Below are 24,679 nucleotides of genomic sequence, written 5' to 3' on the forward strand. Positions count from 1 at the left end.
CCTATGAGAATCATGTTTGTTAGATTTATACAATCTGCTAATGTTATTATGGAAAATCAAACATCAATACTGGTTACGGAACTTAAAAAATTATTAAATGGGGGTGGAGCACATGTAGCATTTAAAGATGCTGTTGCCAATTTGCCGTTTAATCTTCTTGGCGAAAAGCCCTATAATTTACCCTATAGTATTTGGCAATTAGTAGAACACATCAAAATTGCCCAGTGGGATATGCTCGAATTTAGTAAAGATGGATCACATCGATCGCCAAAATGGCCAGACGAATATTGGCCTAAAGAACTGGCGCCTAAGGATGAACTTGCCTGGAACAATACACTAAAACAGATTGATGCTGATTTGAAAGAATTTATTGCTTTGTTAGATTCTTCAGATTTATATGTGCCCATTCCCCATGGCGATGGACAAAGTATATTACGCGAAGCCTTACAGATTGCCGATCATAATGCTTACCACATTGCCGAAATTGTAGTCATCAGGCGTTTATTGGGCGCCTGGAAAAGTTAAGGGAAGTTGTCTTATTTGGGCCTGTACTTTGCCGCTTATACGGCCCGTTACTATTGTTTTAATCCGCTAAATTTAACTATGCGTTCTTATGATAATTGATTAAAATAAAGAAATTATGTTACAAAACTCAAAAGCATTCAGCTCATTTTCTGTAGACGATGTACAGAAAGCAAAAGATTTTTATCAAGGCATATTGGGTATCGAAGTTAAAGATAACCCGATGGGCGTAATAGAATTGGTTATTTCCGGATCAGCAAATGTATTACTTTACCCAAAGCCAAATCATGTTCCGGCAACTTTTACAGTACTTAATTTTCCTGTTGAAAATATAGATCAAGCGGCCGACGAACTTATTGCTAAAGGAATAAAGTTTGAGATTTACAATGAAGAATACTTCAAAACGGATAGTAAAGGCATCTCCCGGGGAAACGGAGGGCCAAACATTGCCTGGTTTAGAGATCCTGCAGGCAATATTCTGTCTATTTTGGAAACCAATTAGGCCGTGCAATACTTCCGAAGTTAGCCAGGCGTATTGCCATTGGCGCAAACTTCGGAAGTTTTGCTATTAGCTTAAAAGCTCAAAACATTGATAGGCAATTTCATATTCTTCGTTGGTTGGAATAACGAGGATTTTTACTTTAGCGCTTGCCTTGTTAATTTCTTTCAATTCTCCATTATAGGCTGTATTTTGATTTGGATCTAATTCAATACCCAGATAATTCAGCTCCGAACATACAGATTCACGCATATTACTGTCGTTTTCGCCTACACCAGCGGTAAATATGATTGCATCTATACCATTTAAAATGGCCGCATAAGCACCAATAAATTTCTTGATCCTGTAGGCATACAGTTTTAGTGCTAAAATTGCAGCCGCATTGCCTTCGCTTACCATTTTTCTGATGTCGCGCATATCGCTCGAACCACCTACACCTAACAGTCCTGATTGTTTGTTAACCAGGGTACTCAACTGCTCTAAGGTATATCCAGAATGCTCCATTAAATGGAAAATAACTGATGGATCGATATCTCCAGAACGTGTGCCCATCATTAATCCGCTTAAGGGACCAAATCCCATACTGGTATCGATCGATTTACCATTTTTAATGGCAGTAATGCTGCAACCGTTGCCCAGGTGGATGCTAATGATTTTTGTATCAACTTTATTTAACCATTTGTTGGCCTGCTCACTTACATATTTGTGGCTGGTGCCATGAAATCCATACACCCTGATACCATGTTCTTTGTAATACCATTCCGGAATGGCATAACGATAGGCCTGTTCTGGTATGGTTTGATGAAATGCCGTATCGAAAACGGCAATTTGTTTAGCGTTTACAAAAGTCTGTTCGGCTACTTCAATACATTTATAATTAACCGGATTATGTAGTGGGGCAAGGGAAAACAGCTTTTTGATCTGATGTTTTACATCATCGGTAATAATAGTCGGCCCGGAAAAATGTTCACCTCCATGTACTACTCTATGGCCAACAGCTGCAATATCTTCAGGGCTGGCTATTACCGCGTATTCTCCCTCAGTTAGTAAAACTAAAACCTGTTTTAAGCCTTCGCCATGGTTAGCAATAAAACCTGATTGTTCAATGTTATACTTTTCGTTGTTGCGATAAACGGTATGTTTAATAAAGGAGCCTTCAATGCCAATACGCTCTACCAGACCGCTGCAAACAGGAGCTTTTTCTGGCATGTTAAAAAGCTGGTATTTTAAGGAACTGCTTCCTGAGTTGATTACTAAAATGTTCATATTAAATGTCTTGGCATTGGATCGCTGTAATTACAACGGTATTAAAAATATCATCTACTGTACAACCACGGCTTAAATCATTTATAGGTTTGTTTAAGCCCTGTAACATTGGGCCAATGGCCAGTGCGCCGGTTTCGCGCTGTACGGCTTTATAGGTGTTGTTGCCGGTATTTAAATCCGGGAAGATCAATACACTTGCTCTTCCTGCTACCTCAGAGCCTGGTAATTTTTGTTTACCTACAAGTGGATCTACAGCAGCATCATATTGTATCGGCCCTTCAATTTTTAATTCCGGATGCCTTGCTTTAACGATGGCAGTGGCTTCTCTTACGCGCTCTACATCTTCACCTTCGCCTGATGTACCAGAAGAATAAGATAACATGGCAATGCGTGGCTCAATGCCGAATTTGGCGCTGCTTTCTGCTGATGAAATTGCTATTTCTGCCAGTTGTTGGGCAGTAGGATTGGGGTTAACCGCACAATCTCCAAATATGGCCACCCGCTCTGGCAGGCACATAAAGAAAATGGATGAAACCACTGATACACCTGGTTTGGTTTTAACAAACTGTAAAGCAGGTCTGATGGTGTGCTGAGTGGTATGAACCGCACCCGAAACCATCCCATCGGCATCGCCTTTATATACCATCATGGTTCCGAAATAAGAAACATCGGTCATCATATCTCTGGCCATTTCGAGGTTTACATTTTTGGCTTTCCGCAGTTCATGTAAGGTATTTACATAGTCATTGTAATGAGCCGATTGGCCTGGATTATGTATTTTTAAAGTATTGGTATCCAGATTTAATCCAAGTCTTTTAATCGTGTTGGTAATTTCGGCTGGATCGCCTAAGAGCGTGATGTCTACAATATCCTGGGTAATGAGTTTCTCTACAGCCTTTAAAATGCGTTCGTCATTTCCTTCCGGTAAAACAATATGTTTTTTATCACGCTTGGCCCATTTAACCAGTTGGTATTGAAACATATGTGGCGTAATTCCCTGATAGCTAAAAGTGATAATTTTATCATCAAGCGCTTTAATGTCGACATATTTTTCGAAAAGTTCTATTGCGACTGCAATTTTCTTCTTGTTTTCGATTGTAATTTTGGAGTGGATACCACCAATGGTTGTTGTGGTTTCGAAAGTTCCTTTTTTAACCGCTATTATTGGAATAATGGTTTGCAAACCTTCAATCAATTTAATAATAGGCTCATCAGGTAAACTGCCTGCGGTTAAAACAATACCTGCAATTTTTGGGTAATTGGCCGATAAGTTGGCCTGTAGTGCGCCAATAATGATATCACCACGATCGCCGGGGGTAACAATAAGCAGGTTATCTTTTATGTGCCTTAAAAAATTAGGAAGCATCATAGCGCCGGTCACAAAATTATCAACCTGGTTATCCAATAGTTCGGATCCAAAAAGTACCTCACCACCTAGTGCCAAAGTAATTTCTTTCATGGTTGGACTTTGCAGGCCTGTTTCAGTAGGGATAACGGCGATAAGTAATTCGGGTGGCAATTGATTTGTTAAAGCTTGTTTAATACGGTCTGCCTCCTCTGGATTCACCATATTGGCCACCACGCCTAATACCTGTACATCTCGCAACAGGAAGTTACGGTAAATGTTGATGGCCGATTTAAAAAGCTGACTTGCTGTTTTGTTCTTTCCCGATACCACTATTAAAACAGGTGCACCTAAGTTTTTGGCCATTAAGGCATTCGATTCGAACTCAAATGCCATGCCTTCACCTAAAAAATCGCTTCCTTCAATTACCGTGAAATCGTAATTATCTTCCAGTTTTTTATATTTACTGATAATGGTATTGATAATTGCGCCACTATCTTCTGCTTGGTGCAGCATTTCTTGCCGGGTAAAGGCAAAAGCATCCTCATACTTAACAGGGAGTGAGAAATAATCCAACATGGCTTCTACATGTTCATCTTTTTTATTCTGATCGTCTTGCGCAATAATGGGTTTAAAGTAACCTACTTTTTGGGTTTTAGCCAATAACATATTGATCATTCCGAAAGCAATTACTGATTTTCCGGTATAGGGTTCGGCTGAAGCAATGAATATATTTTTAGTCATAAATAAGGGGCAATGTATACGAATAACCAATTGCGCCCAATATAGTTGGAAATATCTATTTTAAAAACTAAAAGAGGTTAAGTTTTTAATTGCCTGATTAGAAAACCGGAGTCGGCTATTTCGACAGCCATAAATAGGAAGGGTATGAATTGGATGTATCACAAACTGAATCGTTTTTACGCATTTGATTCAATCAATAACTTTAACATTTTTAGCCTGTGTATAAGTGGCAGGTTCACTTTTGCATCAGGATTAAGCTTTAAAGGCATAAAATGACTTTCCAGAAAATGGGCATAATCGGTAATTACGGTAGCCTGATTCAGATAAATTGGAACCTCTTGTTTTCCGGCCTGAGTAAAAAAATCTTCTAACTGCTGTATTTCTTGGATGGTCATACCGCAAAGTTATCATTCTATTTTGAGCAGATTGAAATAATTTTTTTAGCAGTTGGTATCTGCCTAATGCTCAATCATAATGATTTTTAAAATTGTCCGTTTATCTCAAATTTATTCCTTTACTAAGAATTTTAGTTTAAATTTGTTTTCCCTAATAATTGTTTTAGTATTCTAATCGCATTGAACGAGCATGAACAATAGTGAAATAAAAAGAGATATCTCCCGTTCAGATATGATTCAGGGTATTTCATCACTTAAAAAAGAATATTGCCGAAAAGAGACTGCGTGGCACCGGGATTGGAAATTGGCTTTCCCGCCATCATTTAGAGAAGTTGCTTTTTATGATGCAGCCAATGCCGAGATCCATCGTGCTGATGTATTTACCCCATCCGGTTATACCATCGAATTTCAAAATTCTCCGATCACATTGGCCGAGCTTAATAGCAGAGAGGCATTTTATCCAAATTTAGTATGGGTATTGAATGGCAAAAAATTTAAGGGATTTAAAATATTGAAACATTTGCCTGATGTGGATGATCCAAAGCTCAAGGATTATGAATTTTGTCATTCCGATCACCTTTCAATGGTTAGGAAATCAGAGGTAATGCAGGGGCTGCCCAATCCAAAAATACTTAATTTTTATCATCCTGAACTTCAGGGTGTTAATCTTACCTCAAACCTTTATTCTTTTTGTTGGAAACAGCCACATAGTGTATGGTATTTAGCTACCGCAAAAATAATTGTAGACTTGGGAGGGCATTTTTTATATGAGTTAAAGCAGCGTAAACAATTAAACGGAAATTATCCATACCTGAAAACGTTAAGTAGGAAAACTTTTATCGATTGGCATACCCCGCCAGAGCTTTAATTATGACCTTCGAAAAAATAAATTCGGTAATTAAGGATAAGATCAGGAGAAGTCAAAAGTGAAAGAAAAAGTAGCGTATTAAATCCCTTTATCTTAAGAAATTTAATACGCTAACTGCATTATTTCATACTGTCGTTAATTTTGTTGATCATCACCAAATGGCTTTGAACTATTGGTGCTGTTTTAGTGGCAAATGCCTTAAGATCTGCATCTTTAGCATCTCTTAATTCATCTTCCATTAATTTTAGCGTAGATTTATGGCCATTTACCATGGCATCAACATAAGCTTTGTCAAAATCTGCACCTGTTTTTTTACTCAGGTCATCCATTTTTTTCTTGTGCTCATCGTCTACAGTGCTTGGTAGGGTAATGTTTTTTTGTTTTGCAATGGCCATTAATTCGGTGTTTGCCATGCCGTGGTCTTTTACCATCATGGTTGCAAATTCTTTAACCTGCGGATTACTGCTTTTTTCGAGGGCCAGTTTTCCTAGTTCTACTTCAGCCATCCCCCCAACCGCTGCTTGGGTAGTAAACTTCGCATCAGCTTCATCTACTGCAATTCCACCGGTGGCAACCGCATTAGTAGAACTGTCTTTAGCCATGTTTAAACTGTCGGCACTTTCTTTGGCATCCTTATTTCCTCCGCTGCAGGCTTGGAATGCTAATGCAGAAATGGCCAATAAATAGATTAACTTTTTCATATACTTTGTTTTTTGTTGTATCTACTTAAACATGTTTTAAACTAAAAGGGTTTTAAGCTTTTAAAATAATCGGGTGTAGTAAAGGCCAGATGCTCAGCTGAGTAAGCCGGTTATGGTGATAGAAGCGATGGATCAGGTTTAAGATTTACTAATTCTTATTTGGACTTGATCTAAATAGAGGCTATATTTGCCGAAAATAAAAATGCCACACGGTTCGGACCCGTGTGGCTAAACCGGAAATCCGGCTCACCTTTAATCTCCATTAAAAGCCATGCAAATTAAGAAAATTTTGCTATTGGGCATGCTATGTGCCTGTGTAATTTTTACTTCTGCCCAAAACCGATTGTTGAGCATCTCGGGGCAAATCAAATCCAATGATGGAAATCCTCTTCCCGGGGCTACCATTAAAATCCACAAAACCAATTATGGTACATCAACAGACCAAAGTGGAAATTTTAAACTCTCCAATATTCCTCTGGGAAAATATACCATACAGGTATCTGCAATTGGTTTTAAAACACAGAAAAAGGAAATCAATGTTGCTGATGGTCAGATTGGAAATTTAAACTTCAACTTGTCAGAATCTTCTGAAGAGATGGAAACCGTTAATGTAATTGGGAGAACGGCCAATCAGGAAGTTAACCGGCAGGCTTTTAATGTAACTTCAGTTGATGCCAAGAAACTTTACAATACAACTCTTGATATTTCTGGTGCTTTAGATCGGGTAGCGGGCATTAGGGTAAGGGAGTCGGGAGGGGTTGGCTCAAACTTTAACCTTTCTTTAAATGGTTTTTCAGGTAATCACGTGAGGTATTTTATTGATGGTATCCCGATGGATAATTTTGGATCATCGTTTCAGATCAACAATATTCCCATCAACATTGCCGATAGGATCGAAGTGTATAAAGGTGTGGTACCCATGTGGCTGGGCTCTGATGCCTTAGGCGGTGCAATCAACATTGTAACTGGCGATCGTTACCGCAATTACGTTGACGTCTCTTATTCATTCGGATCATTTAATACACATAGAAGTGTAATCAATGCAGCGGCTACTTCAGCAAATGGGCTAACCTTTCAATTAAATGCCTTTCAGAATTATTCGGACAATGATTATAGGGTAAATGTAGAAGCTTCTGATATTTACACCGGAGCTTATGCGCCTATCGCATCTTTAAGGAGATTTAACGATAAATATCACAATGAAACTTTAATCGCAAATGTGGGTGTGGTGGATAAAAGTTATGCCGATAAACTTTTGTTTGGGATTACTGTTGGTCAGAATTATAAAGAAATACAAACCGGTGCCAGGATGGTTTCGGTTTTCGGAGGCTGGCACCGTAGGGGTAACATCTTAATGCCCACCTTAAAATATAAGAAAGAAAACCTGATCAAAGGTTTAGATGTAACCATTAATGCAAACTACAATTTAGGTAACGAGCAGAATATAGATACTTTAAACGTTCGGTACGACTGGTACGGAAACAGTAAACCGAATGGAACGAATGGCGAACGCTCCAGGAGTTTGTACAAATACAAAAACAACAATGGCTTGGCAACAACCATGTTGAACTACAAAATAGACGACAATCAATCGGTAGCGGTAAGTAATGTATTTACCACTTTTAACCGAAAAGGGAGCGATGAATTAAATCCTACCAATGCAGATTACGAAAGGCCAAAGAAGACCAATAAAAATGTTTTGGGGCTAGGTTATAATTTCGATGTAAAAGACCGATGGAGCGCAACAGTTTTCGGGAAATATATCAATCAGGGCAATGTTAACGGAAGTGGCAGCACTGCCGGTAAAAATAGTATCGATAGGTTGGGTTATGGCGCTGCAGCTACTTATTTTATTAACCGGAACACGCAGTTAAAAGCTTCATACGAGCTTACCAACCGTATGCCTGAGGCTCAGGAGATTTTTGGTGATGTAGAAAACCAGGATGCCAACCCAAGCTTAAAGCCGGAAAAAAGCAACAATTTTAATTTAGGCCTTAGCTACGGTTTTTCTATTAACCGGGAACATAATTTCTCTTTTACGGCCAATGGTATTTACCGCAATGCGACCAATTTTATCTATAACAGATTGAACCAAAATCAATCGAAACTTGTTGCCGATAACCGCGATGGGGTAAGAACAATAGGTGGTGATGCCGAAATCAGGTATTCGTATAAAAATTGGTTAAGTGTTGGTACCACAGTTACCTATCAGAATCTCAAAAATCTTCAGAAATATGAAGTTAATCCAAGTACGGGCGAAAAATTCACCAATGTAAGCAATGTATACCTGGATCAGATGCCTAATATTCCATACCTATATGGCAATGGAGATGTTTCGGTTTCATTAAAAGATCTGGGCCGTAAAGGCAATAATTTATCTATTGGTTATAACTTGTTGTATGTGCATGCTTTTTGGTTGTACTGGCCAAGTCAGGGCGCAGTTGGAGATAAAAAGGTGATTCCACAGCAGTTCAATCACGATTTAAACTTCGTTTACAGCTTAAAACAAGGTCGCTACAATATTGGATTTGAAGCCAAAAATATCACCAATGCTGACCTCTTCGACAACTTTAGCCTTCAAAAACCAGGTAGGGCTTTCTACCTAAACCTGAGGTATTTCATCAATTAAAATCAATAATTAATACATAAAAAAAGTAATATGAAAACAAACTTTACCAAAGCGTTTATAGCTTTAGCTTTCGCTGCAGTACTAACCTCGTGTTCGAAAAAAGAAGAAGGCGAAAGTGTTCCGGAAAATCCAGGAAACTTTATCCTCGCCGTTACGCCAGTAGCTTCTACAGGTGTTGCCGATTATTTGCTTACTGCCAGTGATCTGGATAAAGGCACAATCTCTACCGCTGGAAACGGAGTAGAACAAGATGGAACTTATCGCTATTATGTTACGCACAACAATAAGTTTTTCAGCATGCTTTACGGGCAGGGAAATCCAGGTGCGGTAACTACCTACAATATTTTAGCCGGCAAACTAAATAAGGTTTCTAATTTTCAGACTGAAACCGTTCAGGCTTTTGCGCCAGTTAACGACGATCTGTTATTGATTAAAATCCCGAGAAATTTAGCTGCTCCAACAGCAAGCTGGTATAAAGTAAATACCAATAGCCTTTTAATCTCCGGAGAAGGAACGTTAGATGCCACAGCTCCTGCAGACAATGGAGAAATCGCGCACTTCAGCTGGATTAAACAGGTAGGAAATAAAGTGTATGCGCCGTTTTTCTGTATCAACGGCAGCAGGTTCTGGACAAAATATCCTAACACCGCCTGGATAGCCGTTTATTCTTATCCAGAAATGAAATTAGAGAAAGTAATTAAAGATGACCGTACAAGTTTTATCGGAAGGTATTTTACTGATGGGTTGGGCGTAGTAGAAAATGGAGACGTTTATGCATTCTCGAGCTCAGTAGCTGTTGACGATAATACTGAAACCACTGATGTGCTTACCGATTCGAAAATAACCTCTACCAAACCTTCAGCAATTACCAAAATCAAAGCAGGCACAACCGAATTCGATTTAACTTATTTTCTAGATTTTGAATCTGTATCCGGTGGTTATGTAATTACCAATTGGATTTATATCGGTGGTAATAATTTCATTGTAAATGCGATATTAAAAGCCAACAAAGGCGCTTACACAGTAGGTAAAACCATAGGCGTATTAAATGTAGTTGATAAAACCTTCAAAAAAGTTACCGGGCTTCCTGCCGAAACTGCTATCTCTAGCATCACTACAAATAACTATACGCCAAAAGATGGAAAGTTGGCTTACCTGGGCTTCAATTTAAGTGATGGTACAAGCTACGTGTATAAAATTGATGCTGCTACAGCAACGGCTACAAGAGGCTTAAAAGTAGAGGGCGGAGTAATCACTGCCGTTCAGCATTTAAAATAACAACAAATTATCACCTCAAAAAACTAAGCAAAACAGAACAATGGCAACGGTAAATAGAACTACTCCAGTAAAGAAAAAAAATAAAGATTCGCTGTTTAACAGCATCAATAAATGGCTTCACCTCTGGCTCGGCCTAATATCGGGCGTCATTGTTCTTATTGTTTGTATAACCGGCTGTATCTGGGTTTTTAATGAAGAAATTACAGGCTTATTGGAGCCTGAGACCAAAATTGAAAAGCAGGATAAACCTGTGATTACACCATCGCAACTGGGTGCAATTGCGTTTAAGCTTTATCCGGAAAAGATTCCTTCGTATGCACAATACCAACAGGGAAGGGCGATCAGTTTAAACTTAAGGGGAAAAAAGGATGAAGGACGGCGTGGAGGAGGAACCATTTTAAAAATTAATCCTTATACAGGAGAGGTAATCAGTAAAGTGGTACATAAAAAAGGAGAGGTCGATTTTTTTAGGTTTATCCTCAACGGTCACCGTTTCTTGTGGTTACCTTATGCCATCGGAAGACCAATTGTAAACTACGGAACCATGATATTTGTGGTTTTGTTGATTACGGGATTAATCTGGTGGTATCCTAAAAAATGGAACAAATCAACCCGCGATAAGAGTTTCAAAATTAAATGGGGTGCTTCATTTAAAAGGGTAAATCTCGATTTACACAATGTACTGGGCTTTTATTCTTTAATCTTTTTGCTTTTTATCGCCTTGACAGGAATGGTTTATGGCATTAAATGGTACAGCGAAGGTTTATATTGGGTAACCTCTGGTGGTGATAAATTAGGCGATTTCCAACGTTTGGAATCAGATTCTTTAGCTGTTGGAAAATTCTATACGCCACAAAAAGCGATGGATCTGGCCTGGCAAAAAGTAATTCGCCGTCATCCAAAATCGCAGGGTTTTTACTATAATTTCCCCGATACTTCAAAAGCAAAAGCCACGATCAACATTACGGTTTATCCCAATACAGGTCAGTTTTACAATAACCAAGGGTATACCTTCGATCAGCATACTTTAAAAGAATTTAAACGCGAAGGTGTTTATTCCATTGCTTATGAAGCGGCTGGTTTTGGTGGTAAACTTCGCAAAATGAATTACGATATCCATGTTGGGAGTATTTTGGGTTTCCCTGGTAAAGTGATGGCTTTTTTAGCGTCACTAATAGGGGCAAGTTTACCTATAACTGGCTTTCTAATCTGGTATGGTAGGAAATTCAAGAAGAAAGCGGCAAAAAAGGCGCCCGTTTTAACCGAAGGCAATAATAAGCCTGCTGGTTTTAAGCCGAGCGCTAAAATTCCGGTAAAAAAAGTGGAAGAAGTTTTCTAAAGTTCGTCATTTCGAGCGAAGTCGAGAACCACGTAGTGCTCAGCGAAGCTAAATCTATCTCGAGATAGATCTCTCCGTTCAGCTAAGCTTCAGTCGAGATGACGACGATTTTATTAAACGAAAAAAACCGGACATTGCTCGGTTTTTTTCGTTTAAATGCCTTACAATTTTACCTTTTTAGTTTTTGGTTCTGGTTTTTCAGGTAATTGTATCGATAAAATCAAATCAATGCTTTCCGAGTTGGTTTCATAATCGGATGCAATTTTTTCCCATCTTTTTAATTCTGCCTGTAGGTTTTCAATTTCCTTGCCTAATGATTCGATCTTATTCTGGATTGATTTTCTAACGTTTGTATTTGCCATAACGCAAAATTATGATTTGATGGCATATCTTTAAACTTCTTTGCGATAAGAATGCCTGTAAAAAACGTTATGTGTTCTCTTTCAGTGAGTTTTATTCTTGTGAAATTTTCAACAATAGTGAAGAATCACCGAATTTGCTTACGATACCAGATAATTGTGCAATGATTTGCTATTTTTACCCAAGATCCCCAATAAAAGATGAAGAAAAATAATACCTGCGATCTTAAAACCTGTTTTATGTGCCAACTCACACTAAAAGAGTGGCACCCTGCTATCGAGAGCCATAAACGAAATTTTATCGCTAAAAAAGGGGAAGTAATTATTAGAGAGGGCGACCCGGTTAGTGGTGTTTATTTTGTTACTTCGGGCAATGTAAAAGTGCATAAACAATGGGGCGATAAAGAATTGATTTTACGTTTTGCTAACGACGGAGCCATCATTGGACATAGGGGAATCAGCAGCAGTATTTCTACTTATCCAATATCGGCAACTGCTTTAGAAACCACTAAACTTTGTTTTGTAGATATCGATTTTTTTAAATCCACGATAAAAGTAAACCAGGAATTTGCTTACGGTTTATTAATGTTTTATGCCGACGAGTTGCACGCCTCGGAAAAGAAAATGCGTAATTTAGCTTTAATGTCGGTTAAAGGAAGACTTGCCGTGGCTATTTTAGGATTGAGAGATCAGTTTGGATTAGATGCCGAAGGATTTTTAAATTTAGCACTAAGCCGTCAGGATCTGGCCGCTTTTACCGGTGCCACTTATGAAACGGTCTTCAGGACGATGAACGAGCTGTTAACAGAAAAGTTAATAATCGTGAAAGGAAAGCAAATTGGTATTTTAAACGAGGCCGGACTAACAGATTTGAGTAGTAAATAATTAAGGTTTATAATTTTAATTATTTAAAATTTGTTGTTGTCACACTGAGCGTAGTCGAAGTGTCTTTTCAAAACATATATTTCGCTCGGCTTAACTGATAAATAGTTTTTTAATTATTGATATTATATGTTAGGAATCGTTTTATGTGGAGGGCAGAGTTTACGGATGGGCACTGACAAAGCTTTGCTCAGCCATCAGGATAAACTATGGGTGCAGGTGGCGGCTGACAAATTAAGTGCGCTCGATCTCCAGGTAAAATTCTCAGTTAATCCATCGCAGCAAGAAATCTATGCGAGTTATTTCGGGAATGAGCAATTGATTATCGACAATCCTTCGCTTGATATCAAAGGGCCATCATTAGGGGTGCTTTCTACTCATTTATCAAATCCTGAGGAGGATCTTTTCTTATTGGCCTGCGATATGTTGTTGATGGAAACCAGGTTGTTGGAAAAGCTAATGCATTCGTTTAAAGCTGATGATGCTTTCGAAGCTTATATTTTTACCAAAGATGGTCAGCAAGAACCCCTATGCGGGATTTATAAAATTGAGGGTTTGAAAAAAATTGTACACCTGCTGAAAACCAATGGTTTGGCCAAACACAGCATGAAATACGTTTTAAGTAATTTGCGGGTTTGCGAAATTGCCCTTGAAGACCAGGATTATCGTTATTTCAGTAATTTTAACTCCCATGCCGAAATAAATGGCTTATAATCGGCGCTCGACAAGTGAGTTGTAAAGATTGAAGATTTCAGGTTATTCTTAAATCTCATCGTCATGCTGAACTTTTTTTAGCATTGTTTTTGGCAGGAAAGGCCCTGACCACGAAGTAGCTATTAGGCCTTTAATAATATAAAAACTGCTAATAAAATAAATTACCTTCGGTGAGCTCGCTAAGGCTCGGTTCAGGGTGACGACCACACTAACCTAACATTGAACTTAAACAGTCAATATAAGTCATCAAATTCAGATTTACAAAAGCTGTAATGCCGATTGATCAATCTTAGTGAAATTGTCTTTTTCTCCTTCACAAAGCACGCAACAATAACTTTCAGGTAAATCTTTAAATGCCGTACCTGGGTTAATGTTATTTTCAATTTCGCCAATGCGCTCGTTGTACACCGTTAAACAATTGTTACACTGGTATAAAAACTCACCATCTTTTTTTATTGTTTCTTCAGTCTGAAAGCTCTGTTTTTGATTACCGGTTTTTATCGCATTTAAACGGTATTTGTAAAACTTAAATATCGAACGCCTTACTTGTTCTGGTAATAAAAAACTAGGATTACTCCTGCTAAAAATTTCGCCGGTACGCTCGTTGGGGTTAAAATCCTTAGCACAAAGGATATCGTAAACGGGGAGTATTTTTAAACCCAAAATATTAATCAAGTGGCGTTTTTGGATCAGGATACTACTGAAAACCTCACTTTTTTTGCGTGTTTTAATGCCAAAGCAGATTCCAAACGTCCTGGTATCATCAATGCTTAAATGTTTAACAAGGAAATTTTTTAACGCTAAACCCTCGTTACAATTGTCTTCCACCTGAAAGTTAAGTTCGTTGGCCGCATGCCGCATATTGATCTCAAATTCTTCGAGCAGGCCATTCCAAAGGTTTTTATCTTTTTCATCAATTCCTTTTATAATAATGGTTTTCCAGGAGGTACAGCACAGCTGACCAAGTTTGGTATCTAAACAAAGCTGGCAGAGTTTCTTTAAAAATGGAATGCTGAACAATTCATCACGCCTGTATATACCCAACCAATATTTGTTGTTATAACGGTTTAAGCCTTCGTAATAAGGTAGGTTAAATGAAGATAGCGATACGGTGTTTTCTGCAGGCTTAAGAATGAAATTGTCCTGATCTAAAAATGCAAAGAGTTCTTCACCATTGGCTTGTGGATTATCTACAAACTGTGACTGATTGTTTTTGATAATACCCTCCAGCACTTTGGTAACCTGCGCAATATGGTTGGTGTAACAAAGCTGATTCCATTCATAGGTTACATTTGTTTTTGGAAACCGGATAATCAAATGCCAATAATGTTCGGATTGTGAAGAGGCAATCCAGTTGATATTACCCGTTAACATGGGGGTAAAACTTTGATCGCTATCGCAGATATTGACTTTAACGGAAGGTTTAAAGTCGATATCGCCTAAAACATCTTTGTATACCCCTTCAGTAAGCCAGGTTTTGCGGATAAAAATCTCTTCAGCAGGATAAGAGCTGATAATATTCGGAAAATTATTGGTATCTACTTCATAATCGATCCCAAGCTTGTCCATTTCACCTGTAAATATGGCAATATTGTAGGTTGTGGTATCAATCAATAACTGCTGGCGGAGGCCAAAACGAACATATTGGATCCGTGCTTTTGTTGCTGCAACCAAGATGTTATACAGGTTGCCCGGTGATATGATTCCGCCTGGAAAGTTAATGATGATGGTTTGATACATGGTTTAGCTATTTAGAAGTCCAAATTCTACTACTGCCTTTGGAAAGTTTTTGTTTTCATGCCCTGGTCTGCATAATTTTAAAAGCGCAAACCTTTGGATATTAGTGAGTTTTCGCCACTGGTTTATGGAGAGCTGTAATGCTAATTCTGTGGCCTTTTCTTTTAGCATCGTAGGGATTTGATGTAAGTTTCCCCAATCAGGCAGGGGGTCGATTGCCAGCGTGGTAGCTTGATTTCCGGTATATTTGGTAATCAGGCCAATCAGAAATTGATGGTACTTATCTGTTTGTTCCTGAGTTGAAACCGGTAGTAAAGCCAATTGGATTCTTTCTGATTGATGAAATTTGCTCCATTCTGCCAATTTTAGTTTTATTCCTGCTGCATCCATTTTAAAACGTACGATCATGGGGATGCAGCGCATATTTTCTTCAATAAAATCTTCTTCGAACTTAAAATATTCAATCCCTTTAAGGTTTTTAAATTCTGAAGGCTCCATTTTTACTTTCATCACTTTGTTTAATTTTAAATGTTCTTTAGCAATCTGTCGTCATTCCCGCGCAGGCGGGAATCTTAAAGCTTATTGTATTACGATTCCTGGTCGTTTACTAATAACAATTTTCAAAAATCGATCTTCATTGCTAGGAGGAACGACGAAGCAATCTTGCCAACCTACGATAAAGATTGCTTCGTCGGCTGAAAAAGCCTTCTCGCAATGACGACCTCCCTAGAAAAACCTGTCATCAGAAGCCCTTTATCTTTTTCTTAAAACTGACTGCAAGGGATCACTAACTGCAGAAATCTATCATTTCTCTACTAAAACCTGTTTAGGTTCCGTTTTTAATACATTTACAAAAGAATCTAATATGGCTTTCACCTCAGGTCTGCAGCTACCACAACCCATTCCGGCACCTGTGAGCTGGCAAAGCTGCAAATGATCTTTACAGCCATCTTTAATTTTGTTAATCAGGTTGCCTTCGCCAACATTGTTGCAGCTGCATACGGTTTTGCCTATAATAGGTTCGGTTGTTTTGCCACTTCTTAGCAATTGAAGCCGCTTTTCGCTCAACTCCATTTTGTTTTCGATCAGATTGCGGAACTCCAAAAACTCACTTTTATCGCCAATTAATATGGCTCCAACCAATTTATCGTTGTGTACAATGCATTTTTTGTAGTAACGTTTGGCTTTATCTATAAAAACAATTTCCTCATAAGTAGGGTCGTTGTTCGGTATTTCGGCCAAGCCTAATGAACAGAGCTCTAAACTGTGCATTTTAAGGATATTCATGAGCAGGCTGCCCTGGTAAAATTTAGCAATATCTCCGCAAAGAAATCTCGCTACTATTTCGGCCTGTTGTTCTGCAGCTGCGGTAATGCCATACATCTGACCTTTAAATTCGGCAATTTCGCCAATGGCATAAATGTCTTTTTCGCTGGTTCTCAGGTACTCATCAACTACAACACCTCTTTTACATTCTATACCTGCTTCTTTAATCAGTTCGGTATTCGGAACGGTGCCTATTGCGATCACCAAAGATTCGCAATCGATCAATAAACCACTTTTTAAACGGATGCCCGAAATGCTTTTTTCTCCGATAATCCGGTCTACTTCATCATTGTAAAAAACCTCAATACCTTTGCTGGTCAGTTCTTCATGTAGTAATTGACTGCCCAATGCATCCAGCTGGCGGCCCATTAATCTCGATATCCGTTGGATAATCGTCACTTTTGATCCTGTTTCAGCTAAAGATGTAGCCAATTCGATTCCCAATAAACCGCCCCCAACAATTACTACTTTCCCATTTGTGGTATCCACATGTTTTTTAAAACTGTCGGCATCATTACGGCTGCGCATAGTAAATATGCCGTTTAGTTTCGGGATATCTTTAAGCATAAAAGCCCTGCTTCCGGTGGCCAGGAGCAGAACATCGTAATGGTGGGTTTCTCCATTACTATCGGTAACGGTTTTGTTTTCTTTGTTTATTTTTTCGATACCTAACCCACGGTGCAATTTAATTCTATAATCGTTTTCCTCACTGTCGCTCATTTTAATGAGGTTATGCCAGGGTAAAGTGCCAATAATATAATCGGGGAGAAGTACCCTGTTATAAAAAGGGAAATTCTCTTTGCTAAAGATCTCAATATCATCTTCGGTATTTAAAGCCCTGTAACTTTTAACAAAACCACAGGCACCAGCGCCAGCACCAATAACAATGATCTTTTGCCGGGATTTTTGATGTAGTTTTACTTCTACAGCACTAAATTTAAAATCGGGTTCTTTGCTTTGTGGGTCAACCAGGTTATTGGTGAGGTTATTCACCCGGTTTAGATCGCTTTTTAAGATTTTGCCCCAATGCATCGGCATAAAAACCACACCAGGTTTAATATCTTCCGAAAATTTTGCTTTTACACGAACATTTCCACGTAAACTGGAAATTTCAATAATATCGTTGTCCTTAATATTCCTAGCTTCGGCATCAATCGGGTTAATCTCTAAAAAAGATTCGCTAATATGCTGGTTCAATTTATTTACCTTGCCTGTTTTGCTTCGGGTATGCCATTGATCTCTGATTCTTCCGGTGGTTAAAATCAATGGATGTTCCGGTGTTAGAGCTTCCGATTGGTTTTGATCATCAAATGATAAAATATTGGCTTTTTTATCTAGTGTATAAAACTGATGATCGGTAAATAACCTGACTGTTCCGAATGCTTTTTCTTGCTTCGGATAAGGCCATTGAACGGCTCTTTTTTCTTTTAAAATCTCGTAATTAAGCCCGCTGATATCGATATTGGTTCCTTCGGTAAGGGCTGCATGCTCGTTGTATATTTCGGAAGCGCTTTTGAAATCGAAACCGTGATAGCCCATTTTTTTTGCAAACCGGCAGATAATTTCCGAATCTGGTAAGGCTTCTCCAGGTGCGTCGGTTACTTTACTGAGATAGGAAATATAGCGGCCTGCATTGGTCATAGTGCCCTCTTTTTCTACCCAGGCAGCTGCAGGTAAAACCACATCAGCGTATTTTAAGGTTTCTACTTTGTTGCTAATGTCCTGAACAACCACAAACTTCGCTTTTTTTAATCCTTCTTCGGCTACACGGACATCTGGCAGGCTGATCAACGGATTGGTGCATAAAATCCATACCGCTTTGAGCTTTCCGGTATTCAGTTTATCGAACATCTCTGTTGCGGTTAAGCCCGGTTTAGATTGTATGGTACCCAATGGGATCTGCCAAAATTTTTCGACCTCATTCCGGTGGCCTTCGTTAGCTAAAACACGGTGTGCAGGCAATAAATTACTTAAACCGCCAACTTCTCGTCCACCCATGGCATTTGGTTGCCCGGTGAGTGAAAATGGTCCGCTCCCAGGTTTGCCAATATGGCCGGTAATCAGGTTTAAGTTGATTAATGAAAGATTTTTATTGGTACCTACCACACTTTGGTTAAGCCCCATAGTCCACATGCTGATAAAACCTTTTGCATTGCCAATGTAAGATGCAGCCAAGCGGATATCACTTTCTTCGATGCCACAAATTACTGCTGCTTCGGCTACTGAGGTTTTGAAAACGGCCGCATGGTATTTTTCATAACCATTGGTACTGTTGATGATAAAATCAGCATCGATTTTTCCATCTTCAATTAAACATCTGCCGATGGCGTGGTGAAGGGTAATATCGGTGCCCGGATTGAGCTGCAGATGGACATTGGCAAGGGAGCAGGTCTGCGTTTTTCGAGGGTCGCTTACAATGATTTTTAGGTCTGGATTTTTTTGCTTTGCGGCTTCAACACGGCGCCAAAGGATAGGATGGCACCATGCTGGATTTGCGCCCGCAACAAAAATACAATCGGCAATTTCAATATCATCGTAACTAATGGGCACGGTATCTTCACCTAAGCTCATTTTATAACCAACAACCGCACTGCTCATACATAAGCGGCTGTTGGTATCGATATTATTGCTACCGATAAAACCTTTAATCAGTTTGTTTACTACATAATACTCTTCCGTTAAACATTGTCCGCTTGCATAAAAAGCCACACTATCGGGTCCATGTTTTTTAATCAGTGCTTTGAAAACGGCCGCTGTTCTTTCTAGTGCGGTATCCCAACTTACCCTTTGGAGTGGCATGTTTTTGTTGTAACGCATTTCGGGGTAAAGCAGTCTGTCGCTTTTGTCATTCGCTGTGTAATGAAGATTCATGCCTTTACTGCACAACATGCCTTTGTTTACAGGGTGGCTTTTGTCTCCTTCAACAGTTATCCGCTCATGGATATCTTTATTTACCACAATACCGCAACCTACGCCGCAATAGCAGCATGTTGTTGTATTATTTAGCGATATATTCTTTTCTTCTTTCAAATGATCAACGGTATTGTAGGTAGATTTTTACTTTTTGTATTGACTATTTGCTTGGTGTAAGTACAAGATCTTCTATTTCTGCGCTTTTCTGTGCCATGACGGTTCTGAAAATAAAGACAGCAATGCCAATTCCGAGAATGATAAAGCCTAGAAAGGTAAATGCACTGGTATAATCGATCAGGTCTTTTTGAATAGAATGCCCATTTTCGATTACATTTTTAGTAGCATGACCAGCTTTGGCTTTAAACATAAATGCAATAAGCATGGCGCCGATATTTCCACCGGCACCTACAATGCCTGCCACGCTGCCAACCGCAAGTGGATTAATGAAAGGAACAAGGCTGTAAGTTGCTCCGTTGGCCATTTTTAAACTTAGACCAAAAATGAACATCATAAAAATAGCCATTCCAATATTGCCCGATTTTGCGAACCAGATCAGACCGATTCCTTCTATCAAAAGTAACAGTGCAAGTAAAAGTGTTTTGCCATCAAATCCCCAGGTTTTGCCGATTTTATCAGCAACAATTCCGCCCAACGGTCTGGCGAAAACATTAATCCAGCCAAAAATACCTGCAACCATTCCGGCTATGGCAATTGTTGCGCCGAATGAATCGGTAAAAAAGATCGGTGCGAAGTTATCTACAGTAATTTCTACACCAAAACAAGCAGCGTAAGCAATGGTTAAAATCCAGGTGCGGTAATCTTTTGCGGCGATTAAAAATGTGTTTTTGTTGCTTTTTATGTTTTCGTCTTTTAAATCCTTAAAATCTCCCTGTGGGGTATCTAAAGTATAACGGTGATATAAAAAAGCACAGACCAAAAGCATAACACCAGGAAAAATCATAGCATAACGCCAGCTGTCTTCAGTACTACAAAAGCCCAAAGCGGTAATGCCAGATGCAATTAATGGCATAAATAAATTGGCAGCACCGCCACCTGCATTACCAAAGCCACCTGCTGTTGCATTTGCGGTTCCTTTAATGTTAGAAGCAAACATAATGGAGGTGTGGAATTGGGTAATTACAAATGAAGCGCCGATTACGCCAATGGCCAAGCGGAAAAGCAAAAATGAAGTATAAGAATGGCTGGTTCCGATTAACAGTACCGGTATGGCACATAATACCAAAAGCCAGGTATAAATGAGTTTTGGACCAAATTTATCAATCAATCTTCCGATGAGTAAACGGGCAATTATGGTGGCTGATACAGATGCAATCTGAATGTTGCCCACCTGATCTTTAGTAAGGTGTAATTGTTCTCTTGCAATTTTCATTAAGGGGGCCATGCCGAACCAGGCGAAAAAGCAAAAGAAAAAAGTTAGCCAGGTGATGTGAAAGGTTTTCATCTGAACACCTTTGAGCGAAAATATATTTAATTTATCTAGCGGTTTAGTAATGGAGTTTAGTGTCATAACGGTCTGTTTAAGCGTAAATAAATAAATGGGTTCTTTTAAAATTTATAGCCTAAGCCTACGCCGACGTTCCATTCGCCATTTTTGACTGCGGTTTTAGGGTTGTAGTATAGCGGTACCTGTAAGGCTACATGGCGAAAGGCTGTTGTTAAACCAAAACCAAGGTTAGGGGTGAGGGCTGCATTTTTTGGCGCTCCGGCAGCAACTTTATCTTCTTTGATTCTTAAACTGGGTAACAATCCCAATAAAACGGAGTAAGGTTTTTTGCTGAATTTGATGCTCGGGCCTGTACAGTTTATAAAAGCGCCGTGATCAACATATCCGGCAACGATAGTGCCATCGAATAAAACGGCTTTAGTTTGCGATTTAGCTGAAAAAAAGAACAAGGTAAGTACAAGGCAGCCTGTTGCGGCTACATAATTAGAAATCTTCATGTCGGTTTGGTTTGGGTTAAATTTTTTAATCAGGAAAAGTTTAAATCTTACTGGGTCAGGTTAAGATTTTGGTGTTGTACCAATATAAACAGTTCCGTTTTCTATCTTTACAGGATAGGTTTTTATTGCGCATTCATCGCCGCTTAAACATTCGCCAGTGCTCAATGAGAATGTTTTTTTGTGGAAAGGGCAGGCTACCTTAGGTTCATCGGTAGTGGATCCAATCATTCCACGGCTTAATGCCATCTGTTTTTTATGCGGGCATTCATTTTGTGTGGCGTACCACTCATTTCTTCTGGTGAAATAGAAAAGTGCAATCTGATCTTCACCATGTTTTACGCAAACGCCACCGTTCTCAATGGCATCCTCGACTCGGCAGGCTGCTAGCCAATTTGATTGTTCGTTCATGATTTTTGGGTTTTATAAGGTTTGTAAAGATTATTGATTAAACTGTTTTCCATTCGGCGGTTCTTTTTTGTCCGCGCATCTCAACAAATTCTATGGTTGGATCTTTGTCTTCTGGTGCATTTACAAAATGAGAGAAGCGTTTTCTGATCGCAGGATTTTCTACAGCTTCCTTCCATTCGCATTTGTAAGAGGCAATTAAGTTTTCAATTTCGTTTTCCCATTGGGCGGCCATTCCTAAACTATCGTTGATGATCACATTCCGCAGGTAATCTATTCCGCCTTCCATTTTGTTCAGCCAGGTTGCTGTTCTGGTAAGTGGATCAGCAGTACGGATGTAAAACATCAAAAATCTATCGATGTATTTAATGCAGGTTTCGCTATCTAAGTCTGTTGCCAGTAAAAGGGCATGTTGAGGTTTGCTACCTCCATTGCCACATACATATAAGTTCCAGCCTTTTTCGGTAGCTATAATGCCGAAGTCTTTACTCTGTGCTTCTGCACATTCTCTGATACAGCCACTTACAGCTGATTTGAACTTGTGCGGTGCACGGATGCCCCTGTATCTTTCTTCAATCTGGATGGCGAAACTTACGCTGTCATGCAAGCCAAATCTGCACCAGGTACTCCCAACACAGCTTTTAACTGTTCTTAATCCTTTTCCGTAAGCATGCCCACTTTCAAAACCTGCAGCAATTAATTCCTCCCAGATAATAGGAAGATCGTTAAGATGTGCACCGAACATATCAATACGCTGACCTCCGGTAATTTTGGTGTAGAGGTTATATTTTTTAGCTACTTCGCCAATTACGATCAATTTATCGGGTGTAATTTCGCCACCCGGAACCCTTGGTACCACGGAGTATGAGCCGCCTTTTTGAATGTTGGCCAGAAAACGGTCGTTACTATCTTGAGCTACGTCATTTCCTTTTTTAAGGATCATTTCGTTCCAAAGACTTGCCAGAATCGATGATACCAATGGTTTACATACCTCACAACCGTCGTTTTTGCCTAAGGCATCTAATACTTCATCGTAACTTTTTAGTTCGTGGATATGAATAAGGTCAAAAAGCTCTTGTCGGCTATAGTTAAAGTGTTCGCAAATTACATTTTTGATATACTTACCTTGTGATTTTAAGGTATATGTCATCAAGTCTTTAACCATTGGTAAACAGCCACCACAGCCTGTGCCTGCTTTGGTACATTTTTTTAAGTCATCAATGTTTTCGCAAGAGCCATCTGCAACTGCCGAGCAGATATCGCCTTTGCTAACGCCTTCACAGCTACAGATCAATGCGCCGTCAGGTAAACTTGTAATTCCGGCTCCGCCAGCAGGTTCGCTTCCACCACGTGCACCCAGAATCAGTTCTTCAGGGTTTTCTGGTAATACAATCCGGTTATTAGAGGTCTGCAACAGCAGGTTATAAGCTGTTGCATCTCCAATTAATATACCTCCTAAAAGGTATTGCCCGTCATTACTAACATTTATTCTTTTATAAACGCCTTTGTGTTTGTTTTCGAAGATGATGGTGCGGCAGTCGGGTTCGGTAATAAAATTATCACCAAAACTGGCTACATCGATACCGATCAGCTTCAGTTTAGTACTCATATCAAATCCTGTGAAGGTTTTATCGCCTTCGCAAAGGTTTGCAGCCAATACTTCGGCCATTTCGTACCCAGGGGCGATTAGCCCATAAATCATTCCATCGTACAAAGCGCATTCACCGATGGCAAAAATAGCTGGATCGTTGGTCTGCATTTTTTCATCAACAACAATACCGCCCCGAGGACCAACCTCAATACCGCAGGCTTTTGCCAGTTCATCACGTGGTTTTATACCAGCAGAGATAACCAGCATATCTACATCTAACGCAGTATCATCGCTAAACTTTAGTGCGGTAATACGGCCATCGCCTTCAATACTTGTCGTGTTTTTATTTAAGTAGATCTGTAAACCAAGATCTGCGAGTTTAGATTTAAGCATATCGCTACCTGCAGCGTCAATTTGTCTTGGCATTAAGCGCGGTGCAAATTCGATAATGCTCGTTTTTTCGATACCTAGATCTATTAATGCTTTGGCAGCTTCCAATCCGAGTAAACCACCGCCGATAACTGACGCTGTTTTGGCTTTTTTGGCATAACCGCTAATTAGGTCAAGATCTTCAATGGTACGGTAGACAAAAACACCTTCTTTTTCGATACCAGGGATGTTGGGTACGAAAGCACCAGAGCCGGTTGCAAATACAAGAATATCGTAATGATAATCAAGGCCATTGGCGGTGTAAACTTTTTGAAGTTCGCGATCTATTTTAACGATTGGATTATTTAAGAAAAGTGTAATGTTTTGCTCTTGATACCAGTTTTCAGTTGAAAGAGAAAGATCATCTGCAGTTTTTCCGTTAAAATATTCACTTAAATGAACGCGGTCATAAGCTCTACGGGGTTCTTCGCCAAAAACGATAAGATTAAAAGAAGAGGTTTTTGATCTCAGCTTTTCGCAGAATTTATATCCCACCATTCCATTTCCTATTACGATTATTTGTGGTTCTTTCATAAATCTTAAAGGTATTTTGTGTTTTGTTGGTTGTTTTTTGTTTCGAATTATTTGTTTTGTTGTTTTTTCTTGATAATAATCGATTCAAAAATACATTTTTTAATATTTATATGATTTTTGATATTCAAATATAGGTTATAATTAAATTAAAAGTTGCTATTGTGTGATTTTTATCATAAAAAATTTAATTTTTTAATAAATTTTCATCACTTTTATGTTTAAATAGTTAAATCATTAAAAT

Annotated in this window: 20 protein-coding genes; 8 read left to right on the forward strand and 12 right to left on the reverse strand. The window is 39.0% G+C overall.

Annotated elements, in window-relative coordinates; all coding sequences use genetic code 11:
• Nucleotides 1-48: 48 nt before the first annotated feature.
• Both AC07VK_RS03995 and AC07VK_RS04000 read left to right on the forward strand, forming a co-directional pair.
• On the forward strand, nt 49-525 hold the full coding sequence (locus AC07VK_RS03995; RefSeq protein WP_492958509.1) for a DinB family protein: 477 nt from the start codon (nt 49-51) through the stop codon (nt 523-525).
• Nucleotides 526-640: 115 nt separating this feature from the next.
• Entirely contained in the window at nt 641-1,024 is a 384-nt protein-coding gene (locus AC07VK_RS04000; RefSeq protein ID WP_492958511.1) for a VOC family protein, read from the forward strand.
• 66 nt (nt 1,025-1,090) lie between these two features.
• On the opposite strand, the gene AC07VK_RS04005 is transcribed toward AC07VK_RS04000, so the two are convergent.
• From AC07VK_RS04005 to AC07VK_RS04015, 3 genes are all read right to left on the reverse strand, one after another.
• Nucleotides 1,091-2,287 carry an acetate/propionate family kinase gene (locus AC07VK_RS04005; RefSeq protein ID WP_492953378.1) on the reverse strand — a complete coding sequence of 399 codons (1,197 nt, stop codon included), beginning with the start codon at nt 2,285-2,287 and terminating at the stop codon, nt 1,091-1,093.
• A 1-nt stretch (nt 2,288) separates the two neighbouring features.
• On the reverse strand, nt 2,289-4,376 hold the full coding sequence (gene pta, locus AC07VK_RS04010; RefSeq protein ID WP_492953379.1) for a phosphate acetyltransferase: 2,088 nt from the start codon (nt 4,374-4,376) through the stop codon (nt 2,289-2,291).
• A 176-nt stretch (nt 4,377-4,552) separates the two neighbouring features.
• Nucleotides 4,553-4,771, reverse strand: coding sequence for a DUF6965 family protein (locus AC07VK_RS04015; RefSeq protein WP_029276033.1), 219 nt, complete (start codon nt 4,769-4,771; stop codon nt 4,553-4,555).
• A 190-nt stretch (nt 4,772-4,961) separates the two neighbouring features.
• Between AC07VK_RS04015 and AC07VK_RS04020 the strand changes: the two genes are divergently transcribed.
• Nucleotides 4,962-5,639: a competence protein CoiA family protein gene (locus AC07VK_RS04020; RefSeq protein ID WP_492958513.1), complete on the forward strand. Its 678-nt coding sequence runs from the start codon at nt 4,962-4,964 to the stop codon at nt 5,637-5,639.
• Between the two features lie 119 nt (nt 5,640-5,758).
• Here AC07VK_RS04020 and AC07VK_RS04025 read toward each other — a convergent pair whose 3' ends face one another.
• Nucleotides 5,759-6,340, reverse strand: coding sequence for a DUF4142 domain-containing protein (locus AC07VK_RS04025; protein WP_492958515.1), 582 nt, complete (start codon nt 6,338-6,340; stop codon nt 5,759-5,761).
• 271 nt (nt 6,341-6,611) lie between these two features.
• On the opposite strand from AC07VK_RS04025, the gene AC07VK_RS04030 reads away from it, so the two are divergent.
• From AC07VK_RS04030 to AC07VK_RS04040, 3 genes are read left to right on the forward strand one after another with little or no spacing between them, the layout of a single operon-like run.
• A complete protein-coding gene (locus AC07VK_RS04030) occupies nt 6,612-8,969 on the forward strand; it encodes a TonB-dependent receptor (RefSeq protein WP_492953382.1) in 2,358 nt (785 codons plus the stop codon).
• Between the two features lie 30 nt (nt 8,970-8,999).
• Nucleotides 9,000-10,247: a DUF4374 domain-containing protein gene (locus tag AC07VK_RS04035; protein ID WP_492958517.1), complete on the forward strand. Its 1,248-nt coding sequence runs from the start codon at nt 9,000-9,002 to the stop codon at nt 10,245-10,247.
• A 40-nt stretch (nt 10,248-10,287) separates the two neighbouring features.
• The gene (locus AC07VK_RS04040) at nt 10,288-11,586 is read left to right on the forward strand and encodes a PepSY-associated TM helix domain-containing protein (RefSeq protein ID WP_492953384.1); all 1,299 of its coding nucleotides are present in this window, start codon (nt 10,288-10,290) and stop codon (nt 11,584-11,586) included.
• A 161-nt stretch (nt 11,587-11,747) separates the two neighbouring features.
• Here the strand turns inward: AC07VK_RS04040 and AC07VK_RS04045 are convergent, their stop codons facing one another.
• Entirely contained in the window at nt 11,748-11,948 is a 201-nt protein-coding gene (locus tag AC07VK_RS04045; protein ID WP_492953385.1) for a hypothetical protein, read from the reverse strand.
• Nucleotides 11,949-12,146: 198 nt separating this feature from the next.
• On the opposite strand from AC07VK_RS04045, the gene AC07VK_RS04050 reads away from it, so the two are divergent.
• A complete protein-coding gene (locus AC07VK_RS04050) occupies nt 12,147-12,830 on the forward strand; it encodes a Crp/Fnr family transcriptional regulator (RefSeq protein WP_492958519.1) in 684 nt (227 codons plus the stop codon).
• Between the two features lie 126 nt (nt 12,831-12,956).
• The gene (locus AC07VK_RS04055; RefSeq protein WP_492958521.1) at nt 12,957-13,541 is read left to right on the forward strand and encodes a molybdenum cofactor guanylyltransferase; all 585 of its coding nucleotides are present in this window, start codon (nt 12,957-12,959) and stop codon (nt 13,539-13,541) included.
• 258 nt (nt 13,542-13,799) lie between these two features.
• On the opposite strand, the gene AC07VK_RS04060 is transcribed toward AC07VK_RS04055, so the two are convergent.
• The 7 genes from AC07VK_RS04060 to nirB form a co-directional block, all read right to left on the reverse strand.
• Nucleotides 13,800-15,281 (reverse strand): rubredoxin, encoded by a 1,482-nt coding sequence (locus AC07VK_RS04060; RefSeq protein ID WP_492958523.1) that lies wholly within the window; start codon nt 15,279-15,281, stop codon nt 13,800-13,802.
• Nucleotides 15,282-15,284: 3 nt separating this feature from the next.
• The gene (locus AC07VK_RS04065; protein ID WP_492959842.1) at nt 15,285-15,788 is read right to left on the reverse strand and encodes a nitrate reductase associated protein; all 504 of its coding nucleotides are present in this window, start codon (nt 15,786-15,788) and stop codon (nt 15,285-15,287) included.
• A 294-nt stretch (nt 15,789-16,082) separates the two neighbouring features.
• The gene (locus tag AC07VK_RS04070) at nt 16,083-19,634 is read right to left on the reverse strand and encodes a molybdopterin-dependent oxidoreductase (protein WP_492958525.1); all 3,552 of its coding nucleotides are present in this window, start codon (nt 19,632-19,634) and stop codon (nt 16,083-16,085) included.
• A 43-nt stretch (nt 19,635-19,677) separates the two neighbouring features.
• Nucleotides 19,678-21,045 carry an MFS transporter gene (locus AC07VK_RS04075; RefSeq protein ID WP_492958527.1) on the reverse strand — a complete coding sequence of 456 codons (1,368 nt, stop codon included), beginning with the start codon at nt 21,043-21,045 and terminating at the stop codon, nt 19,678-19,680.
• Between the two features lie 38 nt (nt 21,046-21,083).
• On the reverse strand, nt 21,084-21,479 hold the full coding sequence (locus AC07VK_RS04080; protein WP_492958529.1) for a hypothetical protein: 396 nt from the start codon (nt 21,477-21,479) through the stop codon (nt 21,084-21,086).
• Nucleotides 21,480-21,539: 60 nt separating this feature from the next.
• A complete protein-coding gene (gene nirD, locus AC07VK_RS04085) occupies nt 21,540-21,887 on the reverse strand; it encodes a nitrite reductase small subunit NirD (protein ID WP_029276048.1) in 348 nt (115 codons plus the stop codon).
• A gap of 37 nt (nt 21,888-21,924) precedes the next feature.
• Nucleotides 21,925-24,438 (reverse strand): nitrite reductase large subunit NirB, encoded by a 2,514-nt coding sequence (gene nirB, locus AC07VK_RS04090; protein ID WP_492958531.1) that lies wholly within the window; start codon nt 24,436-24,438, stop codon nt 21,925-21,927.
• Nucleotides 24,439-24,679 lie beyond the last annotated feature (241 nt).

The sequence above is a fragment of the Pedobacter sp. GW821-FHT01D05 genome, from assembly GCF_059422505.1.

What these genes read in the sequence shown, in the direction of transcription:
- AC07VK_RS03995 (WP_492958509.1), top strand. Translation starts at nt 49, where the DNA reads ATGGAAAATCAAACATCAATACTGGTTACGGAACTTAAAAAATTATTA.
- AC07VK_RS04000 (WP_492958511.1), top strand. Translation starts at nt 641, where the DNA reads ATGTTACAAAACTCAAAAGCATTCAGCTCATTTTCTGTAGACGATGTA.
- AC07VK_RS04005 (WP_492953378.1), bottom strand. Translation starts at nt 2,287, where the DNA reads ATGAACATTTTAGTAATCAACTCAGGAAGCAGTTCCTTAAAATACCAG.
- pta (WP_492953379.1), bottom strand. Translation starts at nt 4,376, where the DNA reads ATGACTAAAAATATATTCATTGCTTCAGCCGAACCCTATACCGGAAAA.
- AC07VK_RS04015 (WP_029276033.1), bottom strand. Translation starts at nt 4,771, where the DNA reads ATGACCATCCAAGAAATACAGCAGTTAGAAGATTTTTTTACTCAGGCC.
- AC07VK_RS04020 (WP_492958513.1), top strand. Translation starts at nt 4,962, where the DNA reads ATGAACAATAGTGAAATAAAAAGAGATATCTCCCGTTCAGATATGATT.
- AC07VK_RS04025 (WP_492958515.1), bottom strand. Translation starts at nt 6,340, where the DNA reads ATGAAAAAGTTAATCTATTTATTGGCCATTTCTGCATTAGCATTCCAA.
- AC07VK_RS04030 (WP_492953382.1), top strand. Translation starts at nt 6,612, where the DNA reads ATGCAAATTAAGAAAATTTTGCTATTGGGCATGCTATGTGCCTGTGTA.
- AC07VK_RS04035 (WP_492958517.1), top strand. Translation starts at nt 9,000, where the DNA reads ATGAAAACAAACTTTACCAAAGCGTTTATAGCTTTAGCTTTCGCTGCA.
- AC07VK_RS04040 (WP_492953384.1), top strand. Translation starts at nt 10,288, where the DNA reads ATGGCAACGGTAAATAGAACTACTCCAGTAAAGAAAAAAAATAAAGAT.
- AC07VK_RS04045 (WP_492953385.1), bottom strand. Translation starts at nt 11,948, where the DNA reads ATGGCAAATACAAACGTTAGAAAATCAATCCAGAATAAGATCGAATCA.
- AC07VK_RS04050 (WP_492958519.1), top strand. Translation starts at nt 12,147, where the DNA reads ATGAAGAAAAATAATACCTGCGATCTTAAAACCTGTTTTATGTGCCAA.
- AC07VK_RS04055 (WP_492958521.1), top strand. Translation starts at nt 12,957, where the DNA reads ATGTTAGGAATCGTTTTATGTGGAGGGCAGAGTTTACGGATGGGCACT.
- AC07VK_RS04060 (WP_492958523.1), bottom strand. Translation starts at nt 15,281, where the DNA reads ATGTATCAAACCATCATCATTAACTTTCCAGGCGGAATCATATCACCG.
- AC07VK_RS04065 (WP_492959842.1), bottom strand. Translation starts at nt 15,788, where the DNA reads ATGAAAGTAAAAATGGAGCCTTCAGAATTTAAAAACCTTAAAGGGATT.
- AC07VK_RS04075 (WP_492958527.1), bottom strand. Translation starts at nt 21,045, where the DNA reads ATGACACTAAACTCCATTACTAAACCGCTAGATAAATTAAATATATTT.
- AC07VK_RS04080 (WP_492958529.1), bottom strand. Translation starts at nt 21,479, where the DNA reads ATGAAGATTTCTAATTATGTAGCCGCAACAGGCTGCCTTGTACTTACC.
- nirD (WP_029276048.1), bottom strand. Translation starts at nt 21,887, where the DNA reads ATGAACGAACAATCAAATTGGCTAGCAGCCTGCCGAGTCGAGGATGCC.
- nirB (WP_492958531.1), bottom strand. Translation starts at nt 24,438, where the DNA reads ATGAAAGAACCACAAATAATCGTAATAGGAAATGGAATGGTGGGATAT.